This window comes from Tateyamaria sp. GN1-10 (assembly GCF_055693845.1).
Genome location: NZ_JBVFUR010000004.1, coordinates 3,615,577 through 3,628,148 on the forward strand (window position 1 = coordinate 3,615,577; position 12,572 = coordinate 3,628,148).

Genomic DNA, 12,572 nt, shown 5'->3' on the forward strand with positions numbered 1-12,572 from the left:
CACCGCGATGTCTGCCCTTTTGTCTATTAACGGCCTGCAAAAGTCGTTCGGCGCCGTCAAGGTCGCCGACGACTCAAGCTTCGAGATCGCCCAAGGCGATGCCGTGGGCATCCTTGGGCCCAATGGCGCGGGCAAGACATCGCTTTTCAATCTTATTACCGGCGCGCTCAGCCCCGACGCGGGCCGGATCATCTTTCAAGGGGCAGACATTACTGCCACCTCCGCTGCCAAACGCTGCAAGACTGGCATTGCCCGGTCCTTCCAGGTGCCCCAGCCCTTTGGCGGCATGACGGTCTATGAAAACGCGCTTGTCGGGGCTATGCAGGGCGCGGGCCTCTCGGGTCGCGACGCTGAAAACCATGCGCTGCAGGTCCTGACGGACACTGGACTTTTACCTAAAGCAAACCAACGGGCGGGCACACTCACCCTGCTAGACCGCAAGCGGCTTGAGATGGCGCGTGCGTTGTCGGCGCAACCCAAACTCCTCCTTCTCGATGAGATCGCTGGTGGGCTGACAGAAGCCGAATGCAGCGCACTCATCGACACGATCAGGGCTGTACACGCCAAGGGCACTACAATCATCTGGATTGAACATGTGGTCCACGCGCTACTGGCTGTGGTGAACCGGCTGATCGTGATCGACTTCGGCAAGAAGATCGCCGAGGGCGCACCGAAAGAGATCATGGACAGCCCAGAGGTCAAGGAAATCTATCTGGGAGTGGACCCTGATGTCTGACCCTATCCTGTCGCTCAATGGCCTTGATGCGCATTACGGCGACTTCCAGGCGCTCTACGGCATAGACATGGATATCCACGCGGGCGAGGTCGTTGCGATCATCGGCGCCAATGGCGCGGGTAAGACCACGCTTATGCGCTCCATTTCCGGGCTGATGTCCAACGCGCCGGAACAGGTGCGGTTCAAGAGCGAAGGCATAGGCACCCTACGCGCGGACGAGGTCGCCTATCGCGGCATTGCCTTGGTGCCCGAAGGACGCCAGCTGTTCCCGTCGCTCTCGGTCGAAGAAAACCTGCTTCTCGGTGGCAAGGTTGCCCGCCCCGGCCCATGGTCGCTCGGCAAGGTCTACGAGCTTTTCCCGGTTCTCAAGGAACGGCGCAGCCAAGCCTCAACATCCCTCTCGGGCGGTCAACAACAAATGGTCGCCATCGGCCGGGCCCTCATGGCCAACCCGGAAGTGATCCTGTTCGACGAAATCAGCCTCGGTCTCGCCCCCGTCATCATCAAAACGATCTATGACGCCCTGCCGGGCATCATCGGCGGCGGCATGACAGCGCTGGTGGTCGAACAGGATATCAGCAAAGCGCTCGAGGTCTCCTCTCGCGTGTTCTGCCTGCAAGAAGGACGCGTGTCCCTGAGCGGGGCTACGGGTGACGTCACCCGAGACCAAATCACCGCAGCTTATTTCGGAGTTGCCGCATGATCGAGTGGATTGGCGTAATCGTACAGGGCGTTCTGCTGGGCGGTCTCTATGCCCTTTTCGCCGCCGGATTGTCGCTGATCTTTGGCGTGATGCGACTGGTGAACATCGCGCATGGAGATCTCATTATCCTCGCTGCCTATCTCGGGCTTAGCACCACAATGACATTCGGCGTCCACCCTTTTGCCGCCGCCCTTCTGGTGCTGCCCGTGATGGCGGTGATCGGTTACGTCTTGCAACGCGGCATCTTGAACCAGACGTTGGGGCCGGACATCCTGCCACCACTGCTGGTCACCTTTGGCTTGTCTGTGATTATCCAGAACGCGCTGCTTGAAGGTTATTCCGCCGATCCGCAGAAACTGTCCGCCGGGGCCATCGAGACGGCCAGCGTCAATTTGGGCAGCCTGACAGTTGGCATCCTGCCCCTGCTGACTTTTGCCATCGCTGTCGGCGTTATCGCCGGGCTGCAATGGATGTTCTACGCCACCGCCCTTGGTCGTGGTTTTCGCGCCGTGTCCGACAACCAGGACATCGCCCAGTTGATGGGCCTGAACAAGGCACACGTTTTTGGTCTGGCCATGGCACTGGCCCTTGCCGTCACCGGTATCGCGGGCATCCTGCTGGGCATCCGCACCAGCTTTGATCCTTCTATCGGCGGTGGGCGCCTGATCTTCGGGTTCGAAGCTGTGATAATCGGTGGCCTTGGGAACCTGTGGGGCACGCTCGTCGGCGGCGTGATCCTCGGCGTCGCCCAAACTATCGGGGCCAAGATCGATCCCGGCTGGCAAGTCCTCGCGGGTCACATCGCCTTCCTTGTCGTTTTGGCCGTGCGTCCGAACGGCTTGTTCCCACGGGTCCAGCACTGATGGGCGCCCCAACTGTATACCGCGCTACCCGTGCCAGCCGCATCGCAATGATCGTTGCCGTGTTGGCCCTGATCGTCTTGGCTGCAGCCCCCTGGTGGGCGGGCCGCGCAGATCTGCGCCTGATGGGCGAGATTTTCCTCTACTTGTCCCTCGCCTGCCTGTGGAACCTGATGGCGGGCTACGCGGGTCTCGTGTCCGTCGGCCAGCAGGCGTTCGTGGGCTTTGGCGGCTACATGCTGTTCGCGTTGACGATCTTTGGCGGGTTGCATCCGATCACAGCGATCCTGGTGGCCGGCATGCTGGCTGCCGTCCTGTCGGTCCCTATCGCAGCTCTCATCTTCCGACTTAAAGGCGCCTATTTTGCTATCGGCACTTGGGTGGTTGCCGAAGTTTTTCGCCTGACCTTCGCCCAGATCTCTGCGCTTGGCGGCGGGTCCGGAAGCTCCCTGCCGGTGGGCATCGTCCGTTCGCTGGCTGACGGGCGCTCGGCGCGCGAAGCGCTCAGCTACTGGCTCGCGCTGGGTGCCGCAATCCTCGTGATCACGGCCGTTTACCTGTTCCTGCGTTCGCGTCGTGGTCTTGCGCTGACAGCCATCCGTGACAGTGAAGTGGCGGCCAGCGGCCTCGGCATCGACATCTGGCGCACGAAGCTGGAGGTTTATGTTGTCACATCCGCCTTCACAGCGATTATCGGTGGCCTTCTGTTTCTGCAAAAACTACGCATCTCGCCCGATGCCGCATTCTCAGTCAACGACTGGACGGCCTTTGTCATCTTCATCGTCGTTATCGGCGGTATCGGTACGCTTGAGGGACCGATCATCGGCACGCTTCTGTTCTTCCTCCTGCGTGAAACACTGGCCGATTTCGGCACCATTTACTTGATGGTGCTCGGCGCGGTCGCCATCGTGGTCATGCTGAAAGCCCCCAAGGGCGTCTGGGGGCTGATCCGAGACCGTTACGACCTTGAGCTCTTTCCGCTCAGCTACCGCATCAAACTGAACGACCCAAAGGACACGTGACCATGGCCAAGCAAAAAATGATCATCACCTGCGCGGTCACCGGGGCCATTCACACACCAACGATGTCCGACCAACTGCCTGTCACGCACAACGACATCGCGGAACAGGCAATTGCGGCAGCGGAAGCGGGCGCATCAATCCTGCATCTGCACACCCGCGACCCCGAAGACGGTCGCCCATCTGTTGAGCCAGAACACTACGCTGGCATTCTGAGCCGTGTGAAACAATCGACAGACGCCGTGCTCAACATCACCACGGGTGGCGCACCGACCATGCTTATCAAGGATCGGATAAAAGCAGCGGTCCACTTCAGCCCCGAGATGTGCTCGCTCAACATGGGGTCGATGAATTTTGCCTTTCACCCACTGGCCGACCGCTACGACACGTGGAAACACGATTGGGAGAAGGAATACATCGCAGGATCAGAGGCGAACATCTTCCGCAATACCTTTGCCGACATCAAACAGGCGGCGACAGAACTGGCCCCGCATGACATCAAATTCGAACACGAATGCTATGATGTCGGTCATCTCTACAACCTGAAGTTCTGTATGGATATCGGCCTCTTCAAGGCGCCGGTTTTCCTGCAATTCGTGTTCGGCGTTCTGGGCGGCATCGGGCCCGAGGTTGATAACCTGATCTTCATGAAACGCACCGCCGACCGGCTCTTTGGCGACGACTACCGATGGTCGGTGCTCGGGGCTGGCGCTGCGCAGATGCCCCTTGCCACCACAGCCAGCCAAATGGGCGGCAATGTGCGGGTCGGGTTGGAAGACAGCCTGTTTATCACACGTGGACGGCTCGCGCAGTCGAATGCCGAACAAGTCACCAAAATCCGGCGTATCGTCGAAGACTTGGGCTGCGAGGTTGCAAGCCCAGATGAAGCCCGGGACATTCTGGACCTCAAAGGTGGCGATCGCGTCGCGTTCTAGGTCGTCTCATCATCGTCCAACAGGATGCGCTGGGCATCACCTTCGGGATCAGAATACTGATCGCTCTTCATCGTCCAGACGAAGGCCACCAGTGCACCAAGCCCAAGGATGAGCGAACACGGAACCAGGATAACAAGAACATTCATGGCTATGCCTTTGTTCTCAGAGCGTTCAAGGTAACAGTGATGGAACTGGTGGACATTGCAAGCGCTGCCATCAGCGGTGATGCGAAACCAGCAAGGGACAGCGGGATCGCCACAGCGTTGTAACAGGCCGCCAGCGCAAAATTTTCAAGAATGCGCCGCCTTGCACTGCGCGCGATGCCAATTGCCGCTGGAATACCGGACAGATGCTGACCCAAGAGGACAACATCTGCCGCGTTCTGACTGGCCTCCAAAGCAGTGCCCGGCGCTATGGACGCCCAAGCCCGTGTCAAAGCCAGCGTGTCGTTCAGGCCGTCGCCAACCATGACCACCTTGCGGCCTTCGGTCTGCAACTGCTCGATCAGGTCCTGCTTGGCCTCCGGGTCCACCTCGGCGTGCACATGGGTGACGCCCAATTCTGCAGCGACACGTGTCGCGTTCCGCTCGCTGTCACCGGTCAGCATATGCACATCAAAGCCCATCTCTCGCAGGCGCTCGACAGTATCGGCGGCATCCGCAAAAATTTGTTCACGCCGTTCGAGGGGGTAAATCGTATCCCCGACTTGCAGGACTGTGCCCTGACCAGCCCCGATCCAGGCGGCATTACCGAAACGCACCGTCTGATCATTCCAAAGCCCGGAAACGCCGTTGCCGCGGTGCTCGGATATGCCTTCAAGATCAGCGACGCTGACATCCTTTAGCAGAGTCAGAACGGAGCGGCTCAGTGGGTGTGCCGAAGCCTGCGCCAACGCTTTAAGTATCTCGCGTGCCTCAACCGGCATCTCTTGGGATGGTACAAGCGCTGCCGCAGACAGTGTGCCGGTCTTGTCAAAAACAACCGTATCCACCTCTGCCAAACGCTCCAGCGCCGTCTCGGATTTGACCAGCAAGCCCATGCGGAACAATCGCCCGGTTGCAACGGTCGCCACCGCCGGGACAGCAAGACCCAAGGCGCAGGGGCATGTGATAATCAGCGTTGCAATGGCAATCTTGAGGGCGTGATACATGTCACCCGTCGCCATGGACCAGCCTATGAAAGCAGCAAAGGACAGACCATGGACGAGCGGCGCATAGACGCCTGCAGCCCGGTCGGCAAGGCTGGTATAGCGGCTCTTGGAGCCTTCGGCATGCGCGGCGATCTGGATCAGTCGGCGCAGGGTCGATCCCTTGGCGGCAACGGTTGTGCGCATTGTGACCGGGCCGGTCAGAACGATTTCTCCCGCCGTCAGGGCAGCACCACGCGCCACTGCAATCTCGTCGCTCTCGCCGGTGAGTGCACTGCGATCCACCTGCGCCGCATCACTGTTCAGCGCACCGTCCACGGGCACCCGGGCCCCTGCGGCCAGCCAAAGCGTGTCTCCCTCGGCCACATCATCGACAGGGACACTCACCCGGGTTTTACCTTCGATGCGCGTCACGCGCAAAGGTTCAAGTGCCGCGAGATCAGCAGCTGCCGAACGCGCAGCTTGCCGCATGCGCTTTTCCAGCACACGGCCACCAAGCAAGAAAAACGTCAGTGACAACGCCGCGTCGAAATACGCGTGCTCTCCACCCTGAGACGTCTCGTAAAGAGACAGGCCACAGGCCAGGATGATGGCAAGTGAAATCGGTACATCCATGTTCAGCCGCATGCCACGCAGGGCAGACACTGCCGAACGGAAGAACGGCTGCGCACAATAAATTGCGGCAGGCAATGAAATCGCTGCTGATATCCAGTGGAAGAAATCGCGCGTGGCATCGGTCGCGCCAGACCACACGGCCACCGACAGCAGCATGACATTCATCATCGCAAAACCGGCGATGCCAAGGCGCATGGTCAGTCCATCGTCTTGGCCGCGATTGCCAGCATCGCGGGCCTCGTGCGCCTCGAACCCGATATCGGTCAGGGCCTCGATCCATGGCGCGGGATCATTCCCCGGTTCCGCTGTGATTGCCACCCGCTTGCGGCTAAGGTTCACGCGCGCAGCCGCGATATCAGGGCGGGCATTGAGCAAGCCTTCAACCGATCGGATGCAGGCAACGCAGTGAACGCCCGGCACTATCAGCTCATGCGTCGGAAGACCCGCATCGCGGCCCGCCGTTTCAGCGACCTCACCAGCGGCTATGCAGCCTGGGCAGGAGGCAACACTCATCGCTGCACCCGAAGGACAATACGCTGACGGAAGTCTGTTCCGTCTGGCGCAACCGCGGTCAGACGCAGGTTCCAGTTTCCAGACGCAAGCTCGGGAATGTCAGCCACAAACCGGGCACCATCGTGGCGAAAAGTCGGAGTTAGATCTTCACCCACATGGGTGGCACGTCCTAGAGTCGCAGATGTGATCGTGGCAACCACTGGACCAATTTCATCATCAATGTGTAGAGCCAGTGTTCCGTCTTCCGCATCTGCCGACACCTGCCAGCCTAACGCTTCCTGAGCGGCACGGTCCTCTTCAAAGGCTTGGCTGACAACATAAGAATTCTTGGTCTCAAGCCCCGGAAAAGTGTGCACAGCCTGGAAAGCAAGCGTAAGGTTCACACTGATGATGATGGTAAACGCCGTCCCGAAGATGGCCAATACGTGCCAGCCGGTAAGTTCCTTGATCTGCATCCTTAGCCCTTTCCGTTGAAGATGGTGGCGACGCCTGCACGGTCGTCTGTTTCCACATCCTCGACCCACAAACGTAGATCGGTGGTTTCGGCATCAGCCGCTGCATCCTGCGGGCGGGCAATGACATAGACGCGCGCCTGCAGTGTTTCGTTGGCGGGAACGGTGACGTGGTTGGCGACCGCCCCATCACTTTCGACATCGATGCGCAGGATCTCCTCTGATGTCAGCATGACCCGGAAGTCGCGATCCTCTGCCGTCAGGTTGCGAATACGCAAGGTGTAGGTGTTACGCACCGCTCCATCCGACAATGTTACGAACTGCGGATTGCGCACAGGTTCGACCGTCAGGTCGATGTCCGAACGAATGAACAAGGCATAGACCAGTGCCACACCGATCAGCGACCACATCGCTGTGTACAGGATGGTACGCGGGCGCAGCACATGCTGCCAGATCGGGCGCGGCTTCGCGCCCTGGGTTTCGGCCTCTTCATCCGACAGGGCCAGATAGTCAATCAAACCGCGTGGCTTGCCGATCCGCTCCATCACCTCGTCGCAGGCGTCGATGCACAGCGCACAAGTGATGCACTCCATCTGCTGCCCGTCGCGGATGTCGATACCAGCAGGGCAAACGTTCACGCAGGCCATGCAGTCGATGCAATCGCCAAGCTGGTCCGCCCCTTCCGCCTTGATGTGTTTGCCGCGCGGCTCGCCCCGCCAGTGACGATAGGCAACGGTCAGCGTGTCATTGTCCATCATGGCCGCCTGGATGCGCGGCCAGGGGCACATGTAATTGCAGACCTGCTCGCGCATGAAGCCGCCAAAGACAAAGGTGGTCGCAGCGAGGATCAGAATGGTGGAATAGGCGACCAAGGGTGCGCTGAACGTCATTAAATCAGCAGCCAAGGTTGGAGCATCCGCGAAGTAAAAAACCCATGCGCCACCTGTCGCCATTGCGATCAGGAACCACACTATCCATTTCGTGACGCGAAGGCGGACCTTACGCAACGACCAGTCAGCGTTCCAGAGGCGGACACGGGCATTGCGATCGCCCTCAATCCAGCGCTCCACCAGAATGAAAAGGTCGGTCCACACGGTTTGAGGGCATGTGTAACCGCACCAGACGCGGCCCAAAGCAGATGTGAAAAGGAACAGGCCAAGCCCAGCCATGATCAGCAGGCCCGCGACGAAGTAAAACTCGTGCGGCCAGATCTCGATCCAGAAAAAGTAGAAACGGCGCCCGGCCAAATCGACAAGAACGGCCTGATCAGGAAGGTTCGGACCACGGTCCCAGCGGATCCATGGGGTCAGGTAGTAGATCGCGAGCGTCACGCCCATGATCCACCATTTGAGCGTACGGAACTTGCCCTTCACCCGACGGGGAAAGATCGGTTCGCGCGCGACATAAAGAGACGGCGGAGAGGCCGGAGATTGTGTCATTGTCAATTGTCCTGTTCGTAGGTTCAAACTGCATGGCCTGCGCGGCCAACACCTTGATCTGGATCAAGCATGAGGAGAAATCCCGGTCCCCGCTTGGTACGAACAGGACAGAGACCGGGAGCGCCGCGTATCCCTCCTGGATGGGCCCGAGCCCGATACGCAGCATGGAGCGATACGGCGAGAGTTACTCGCCGCCGCCCAACTGGTGCAGATACAAGGTGACTGCCTTGATCTCTTCTTCGTCCAAACGCTGACCCCAAGCTGGCATCACACCGAAGCGTGAATAGGTCACCGTCTCGATCAGGGTTTCGCGATCCCCGCCATAAAGCCAAATCGCATCGTTTAAAGTAGGCGCGCCGAGTTCCCGGATGCCTTCGCCGTTGTCGCCGTGACAAGCGGTGCACTGCTCTTGGAACCAAACCATGCCCTGTTCAGCCATGGTCGCATCATGGTCCTGGCCCGATAGGGACAGGACGTACTCAACGGTTTGGCCGATCTCTTCGTCTGACAAGATGTCGCCAAACGCCGGCATCTCGGACCACCGCGCGTCTGGATCGGTCTCGTTCCGAATACCGTGCCGCACTGTGTACTCGATGTCTTCCAGCGTGCCGCCCCATAACCAGGCGTCATCCAGCAGGTTGGGATAGCCTGCCGCCTGAACGCCAGCAGCACCGGACCCATGGCACTGCGAACAATGAGCAAGAAAGACCGAAGCACCGCCTGCAACACCGAACCGGTGCGCAGGATCATCAGGCGCAAGTGTCGCCAAATCCGCAGACGCCAGCCGTTCAGTCAATTCCGCGTTCTGCGCATCCACTTCGGCAATCCGTTCGGCAACTTCGGCGCGCGTGGAGTATCCCAGTACGCCCGTCGTGGCCGAATTGATCAGCGGCCACGCAGGATAGGCAATCGTGTATGCCAACCCCCAGACAACCGTGCCGTAAAAGGTCCACAACCACCACCGCGGCAGCGGGTTGTTCAGTTCCTTGATGCCGTCCCATTCGTGACCTGTGGTATCGGTCCCGGTGACATCATCAATTTCTTGTTTGTCAGCCATATTAGTCGGCCTCCGGTTCTTGCGCCGCCAGATGCGCATCAATGTCGTTTCGCAGTGGAATACCGGCCGCCTCTTCATTGGCCGCACGCGCCGAGGGACGGAAGGCCCAAAGGCAGGCGGTGATGTAGAAGATCACCATCGCCAAAAGCACCCAGCTGTCAGCCAACTCTCGCAGGAAGGAATACGTGTCCATCAAAACCTCCTATCGGCTCGGATCGGGCGTAAAGGTCGAGAAATCGACCAAAGTGCCCAGCATCTGCAGGTAAGCAATCAACGCATCCATCTCGGTCAGTTCAGGTTGGCCATCGAAGTTGGACACGACCGCACCGGGGTAACGCTCGACCAGACCATCCCAATCACCGTCGGGGTCGGCCTGAACCCGAAAGTCGTCGGCAGCAGCCTCGACCATCTCATCGGTATAGGGCACGCCCACGAAGCGGTGGGTCTTGACCAGGTCTTCGATATGCTCGCCGTCTATCACCGCATCCGCAAGGAAGGCGTATTTCGGCATGATCGATTCAGGTACAACCGATTGCGGGTCCATCAGGTGATCGACGTGCCAGGCATCCGAGTACCGTCCACCCACACGGGCCAAATCGGGCCCGGTCCGCTTCGATCCCCATTGATGCGGATGATCGTACATCGATTCAGCCGCCAGGGAGTAGTGCCCGTAGCGTTCAACCTCGTCCCGCATGGGGCGGATCATCTGACTGTGACAGACGTAACAGCCCTCACGGACGTAGATGTCGCGCCCCACCAATTCCAGCGGGCTATAGGGCCGCACGCCTTCCACCTCCTCAATCGTGTTTTCGAGGTAGAAGAGCGGTGCGATCTCCACGATGCCGCCGACGGATACGGTGAGCAGCGAGAAGACGAACAAAAGTGTCGGGCTGCGTTCCAGAACCTGGTGTCGCTTGAGAAAAGCCATGTTTCGGTCTCCCTTATGCGGCTTGTACAGGTTGAGCGGCAGCAACAGGTGCCGCGGGCGGCGCCACCCGGACGGGCTGGCCGCCCCGGATGGTCATCCACATGTTCCAGACCATGATGCAAGCACCGGTCAGGTACAGGACCCCACCCAGACCACGCACCACGTACATCGGGAACTTGGCGCTCACGGTGTCGGCGAACGAGTTCACCAGGAACCCTTGGGCATCAACTTCGCGCCACATCAGGCCCTCCATGATGCCGGTCACCCACATGGATGCCGCGTAAAGCACGATACCAATCGTCGCGAGCCAAAAGTGCCAGTCGATGGCAGCCATCGAATACATCTGCTTGCGGCCCCACAGGCGCGGCGTCAGGAAGTAGAGCGCACCAAAGGTGATCATGCCGTTCCAGCCAAGTGCGCCGGAATGCACGTGACCAATGGTCCAGTCGGTATAGTGGCTGAGCGAGTTAACGGCCTTGATGGACATCATCGGCCCTTCGAAAGTGGACATGCCGTAGAAAGCCAACGAAATCACCATCATCCGAATGATTGGATCCGTGCGCAGCTTGTCCCATGCGCCTTGCAGCGTCATCAGACCGTTGATCATGCCACCCCAGCTCGGCATCCACAGGATGATCGAGAACACCATGCCCAAGGTCGATGCCCAGTCAGGCAAAGCGGTGTAGTGCAAGTGGTGCGGACCGGCCCAGATATACAGGAAGATCAGTGCCCAGAAGTGGATGATCGAGAGCTTGTAGCTGTAGACCGGACGACCCGCCTGCTTCGGCACGAAATAGTACATCATGCCGAGGAAGCCTGCCGTCAGGAAGAAGCCCACCGCGTTGTGGCCATACCACCACTGCGTCATGGCATCCTGTACACCCGAGAACACCTGCACGGACTTGGAGCCCAGCAGCGAGACCGGAATGCTCAGGTTGTTGACGATGTGCAGCATCGCCACGGTGATGATGAAGGCCAAGAGGAACCAGTTGGCGACGTAAATATGTTTCTCTTGCCGCTTGAAGATCGTGCCCATGTAGACAACCAAAAACGCGACCCAGACCAATGTCAGCCAGATGTCCACATACCATTCAGGCTCGGCATATTCCTTGGATTGCGTCGCCCCCAGCAGGTAGCCGGTGGCCGCCATCACGATGAAAAGCTGATAACCCCAGAATACGAACCAGGCGAGGTTGCCGCCCCAAAGCCGCGCGCCGCAGGTGCGTTGAACAATGTAGAAAGACGACATGATCAGGGCGTTGCCGCCAAAAGCAAAAATCACTGCAGAAGTATGCAGTGGGCGCAAACGTCCGAAATTGGTAAAAGGTTGACCCCAATCAAAATTCAGCCCCGGAAAAGCAAGCTGGAAGGCGATGAAAACCCCCGCCAGAAATCCGACGACACCCCAGAAGCCAGTGGCGATTACACCCGCTCGGACAACATTATCCATGTAACCGGTGTCATCAACGACAGCGCGCGTTTCGCCGACATGGCGTAGTTGCCAAATAAACATGCCTGCAGCGATCAACATGATCAGCGCGGCATGCAGTTTATAGGCCAGATCGTGGCCCCAATCCGCTGCAATTGCAGCGACCAGAGCAACCAGACCCAGCAAGATCAATTTAACATAGTCCCACATGGTTCGTCCTTCGCGGTTGCGTGCTGTCCCCGCGGGGACAACAGACCTGTTCGTATGTTGGCTGATTAGATGCGCCCGCGTCGGGCCGCGTTGATCTGGATCAAGAGAGGCCGATTTACCGAATTACATGCACCGCACACTTCGCGTGACGCGTGACCCACGCTGCTGTCGACCCCAGCAGGATATCGGACAAAGCAGGCTGGTGGGACGCAATGACGATCAGATCGACACCGTTTTGTTCGGCGTAGTCGGTGATACTGCGACCGGTTGCGCCTTCAATCACGGCGCTTTGCCCGTTTGGCAATTCACTGGCCATCATCTTCAACCGCGTTGCAATCCGCTCCCGATTGCCCGCCACCGTATCCGCCGGCACGTATTCAGCGGCGTACATGGGCAACTGTTCCATCACGTGCAGCAACGTTATGCGCGCGCCCTCAGATGCAAGATGCTTGGCGACGGCCACAGCCTGCGGATGATCGCGTCCCTCGCCGAACAAGACGGGGATCAGGATGTTGGAATACATGTGCAA

At 59.2% G+C, this 12,572-nt stretch carries 14 protein-coding genes; 5 read left to right on the plus strand and 9 right to left on the minus strand.

The genetic code is table 11. The features are described from left to right. Window positions 1-7: 7 nt before the first annotated feature. The 5 genes from ACZ1HN_RS19995 to kce are packed head-to-tail and all read left to right on the plus strand — an operon-like array spanning window position 8 to window position 4,253. A complete protein-coding gene (locus ACZ1HN_RS19995) occupies window positions 8-736 on the plus strand; it encodes an ABC transporter ATP-binding protein (protein WP_472728769.1) in 729 nt (242 codons plus the stop codon). After that, window positions 729-1,439 (plus strand): ABC transporter ATP-binding protein, encoded by a 711-nt coding sequence (locus tag ACZ1HN_RS20000; protein ID WP_472728770.1) that lies wholly within the window; start codon window positions 729-731, stop codon window positions 1,437-1,439. The genes ACZ1HN_RS19995 and ACZ1HN_RS20000 overlap by 8 nt, the downstream gene beginning before the upstream one ends. Further along, the gene (locus tag ACZ1HN_RS20005; RefSeq protein ID WP_472728771.1) at window positions 1,436-2,302 is read left to right on the plus strand and encodes a branched-chain amino acid ABC transporter permease; all 867 of its coding nucleotides are present in this window, start codon (window positions 1,436-1,438) and stop codon (window positions 2,300-2,302) included. Before ACZ1HN_RS20000 ends, ACZ1HN_RS20005 begins: the two co-directional genes overlap by 4 nt. Continuing rightward, window positions 2,302-3,321 carry a branched-chain amino acid ABC transporter permease gene (locus ACZ1HN_RS20010; RefSeq protein ID WP_472728772.1) on the plus strand — a complete coding sequence of 340 codons (1,020 nt, stop codon included), beginning with the start codon at window positions 2,302-2,304 and terminating at the stop codon, window positions 3,319-3,321. The genes ACZ1HN_RS20005 and ACZ1HN_RS20010 overlap by 1 nt, the downstream gene beginning before the upstream one ends. A 2-nt stretch (window positions 3,322-3,323) precedes the next feature. Beyond that, entirely contained in the window at window positions 3,324-4,253 is a 930-nt protein-coding gene (gene kce / locus ACZ1HN_RS20015; protein WP_472728773.1) for a 3,5-dioxohexanoate:acetyl-CoA acetone transferase, read from the plus strand. On the opposite strand, the gene ccoS is transcribed toward kce, so the two are convergent. The 9 genes from ccoS to ACZ1HN_RS20060 form a co-directional block, all read right to left on the minus strand. Then, a complete protein-coding gene (gene ccoS, locus ACZ1HN_RS20020; protein WP_299201691.1) occupies window positions 4,250-4,399 on the minus strand; it encodes a cbb3-type cytochrome oxidase assembly protein CcoS in 150 nt (49 codons plus the stop codon). The genes kce and ccoS overlap by 4 nt on opposite strands. Before the next feature lie 2 nt (window positions 4,400-4,401). Further along, a complete protein-coding gene (locus tag ACZ1HN_RS20025) occupies window positions 4,402-6,528 on the minus strand; it encodes a heavy metal translocating P-type ATPase (RefSeq protein ID WP_472728774.1) in 2,127 nt (708 codons plus the stop codon). Continuing rightward, window positions 6,525-6,983, minus strand: coding sequence for a FixH family protein (locus ACZ1HN_RS20030; protein ID WP_299599350.1), 459 nt, complete (start codon window positions 6,981-6,983; stop codon window positions 6,525-6,527). The genes ACZ1HN_RS20025 and ACZ1HN_RS20030 overlap by 4 nt, the downstream gene beginning before the upstream one ends. A 2-nt stretch (window positions 6,984-6,985) precedes the next feature. Then, complete coding sequence (gene ccoG / locus ACZ1HN_RS20035) at window positions 6,986-8,419, minus strand: cytochrome c oxidase accessory protein CcoG (RefSeq protein WP_472728775.1); 1,434 nt, start codon at window positions 8,417-8,419, stop codon at window positions 6,986-6,988. 184 nt (window positions 8,420-8,603) lie between these two features. Further along, window positions 8,604-9,476, minus strand: a complete 873-nt coding sequence (gene ccoP / locus ACZ1HN_RS20040) for a cytochrome-c oxidase, cbb3-type subunit III (protein ID WP_472728776.1) — start codon at window positions 9,474-9,476, stop codon at window positions 8,604-8,606. A 1-nt stretch (window position 9,477) separates the two neighbouring features. Next, complete coding sequence (locus ACZ1HN_RS20045; RefSeq protein ID WP_472728777.1) at window positions 9,478-9,669, minus strand: cbb3-type cytochrome c oxidase subunit 3; 192 nt, start codon at window positions 9,667-9,669, stop codon at window positions 9,478-9,480. Between the two features lie 9 nt (window positions 9,670-9,678). Beyond that, window positions 9,679-10,404, minus strand: a complete 726-nt coding sequence (gene ccoO / locus ACZ1HN_RS20050; protein WP_472728778.1) for a cytochrome-c oxidase, cbb3-type subunit II — start codon at window positions 10,402-10,404, stop codon at window positions 9,679-9,681. A gap of 13 nt (window positions 10,405-10,417) precedes the next feature. Then, entirely contained in the window at window positions 10,418-12,043 is a 1,626-nt protein-coding gene (gene ccoN / locus ACZ1HN_RS20055; protein WP_472728779.1) for a cytochrome-c oxidase, cbb3-type subunit I, read from the minus strand. Window positions 12,044-12,158: 115 nt separating this feature from the next. After that, window positions 12,159-12,566 (minus strand): universal stress protein, encoded by a 408-nt coding sequence (locus ACZ1HN_RS20060; RefSeq protein WP_299201667.1) that lies wholly within the window; start codon window positions 12,564-12,566, stop codon window positions 12,159-12,161. Window positions 12,567-12,572: the final 6 nt, after the last annotated feature.

Excerpts from the sequence above, each read along its gene's own strand:
- ACZ1HN_RS19995 (WP_472728769.1), top strand. The coding sequence starts at position 8 with ATGTCTGCCCTTTTGTCTATTAACGGCCTGCAAAAGTCGTTCGGCGCC.
- ccoS (WP_299201691.1), bottom strand. The coding sequence starts at position 4,399 with ATGAATGTTCTTGTTATCCTGGTTCCGTGTTCGCTCATCCTTGGGCTT.
- ACZ1HN_RS20010 (WP_472728772.1), top strand. The coding sequence starts at position 2,302 with ATGGGCGCCCCAACTGTATACCGCGCTACCCGTGCCAGCCGCATCGCA.
- ccoG (WP_472728775.1), bottom strand. The coding sequence starts at position 8,419 with ATGACACAATCTCCGGCCTCTCCGCCGTCTCTTTATGTCGCGCGCGAA.
- ACZ1HN_RS20000 (WP_472728770.1), top strand. The coding sequence starts at position 729 with ATGTCTGACCCTATCCTGTCGCTCAATGGCCTTGATGCGCATTACGGC.
- ccoP (WP_472728776.1), bottom strand. The coding sequence starts at position 9,476 with ATGGCTGACAAACAAGAAATTGATGATGTCACCGGGACCGATACCACA.
- ACZ1HN_RS20060 (WP_299201667.1), bottom strand. The coding sequence starts at position 12,566 with ATGTATTCCAACATCCTGATCCCCGTCTTGTTCGGCGAGGGACGCGAT.
- ACZ1HN_RS20025 (WP_472728774.1), bottom strand. The coding sequence starts at position 6,528 with ATGAGTGTTGCCTCCTGCCCAGGCTGCATAGCCGCTGGTGAGGTCGCT.
- ACZ1HN_RS20005 (WP_472728771.1), top strand. The coding sequence starts at position 1,436 with ATGATCGAGTGGATTGGCGTAATCGTACAGGGCGTTCTGCTGGGCGGT.
- ccoN (WP_472728779.1), bottom strand. The coding sequence starts at position 12,043 with ATGTGGGACTATGTTAAATTGATCTTGCTGGGTCTGGTTGCTCTGGTC.
- ACZ1HN_RS20030 (WP_299599350.1), bottom strand. The coding sequence starts at position 6,983 with ATGCAGATCAAGGAACTTACCGGCTGGCACGTATTGGCCATCTTCGGG.
- kce (WP_472728773.1), top strand. The coding sequence starts at position 3,324 with ATGGCCAAGCAAAAAATGATCATCACCTGCGCGGTCACCGGGGCCATT.
- ACZ1HN_RS20045 (WP_472728777.1), bottom strand. The coding sequence starts at position 9,669 with ATGGACACGTATTCCTTCCTGCGAGAGTTGGCTGACAGCTGGGTGCTT.
- ccoO (WP_472728778.1), bottom strand. The coding sequence starts at position 10,404 with ATGGCTTTTCTCAAGCGACACCAGGTTCTGGAACGCAGCCCGACACTT.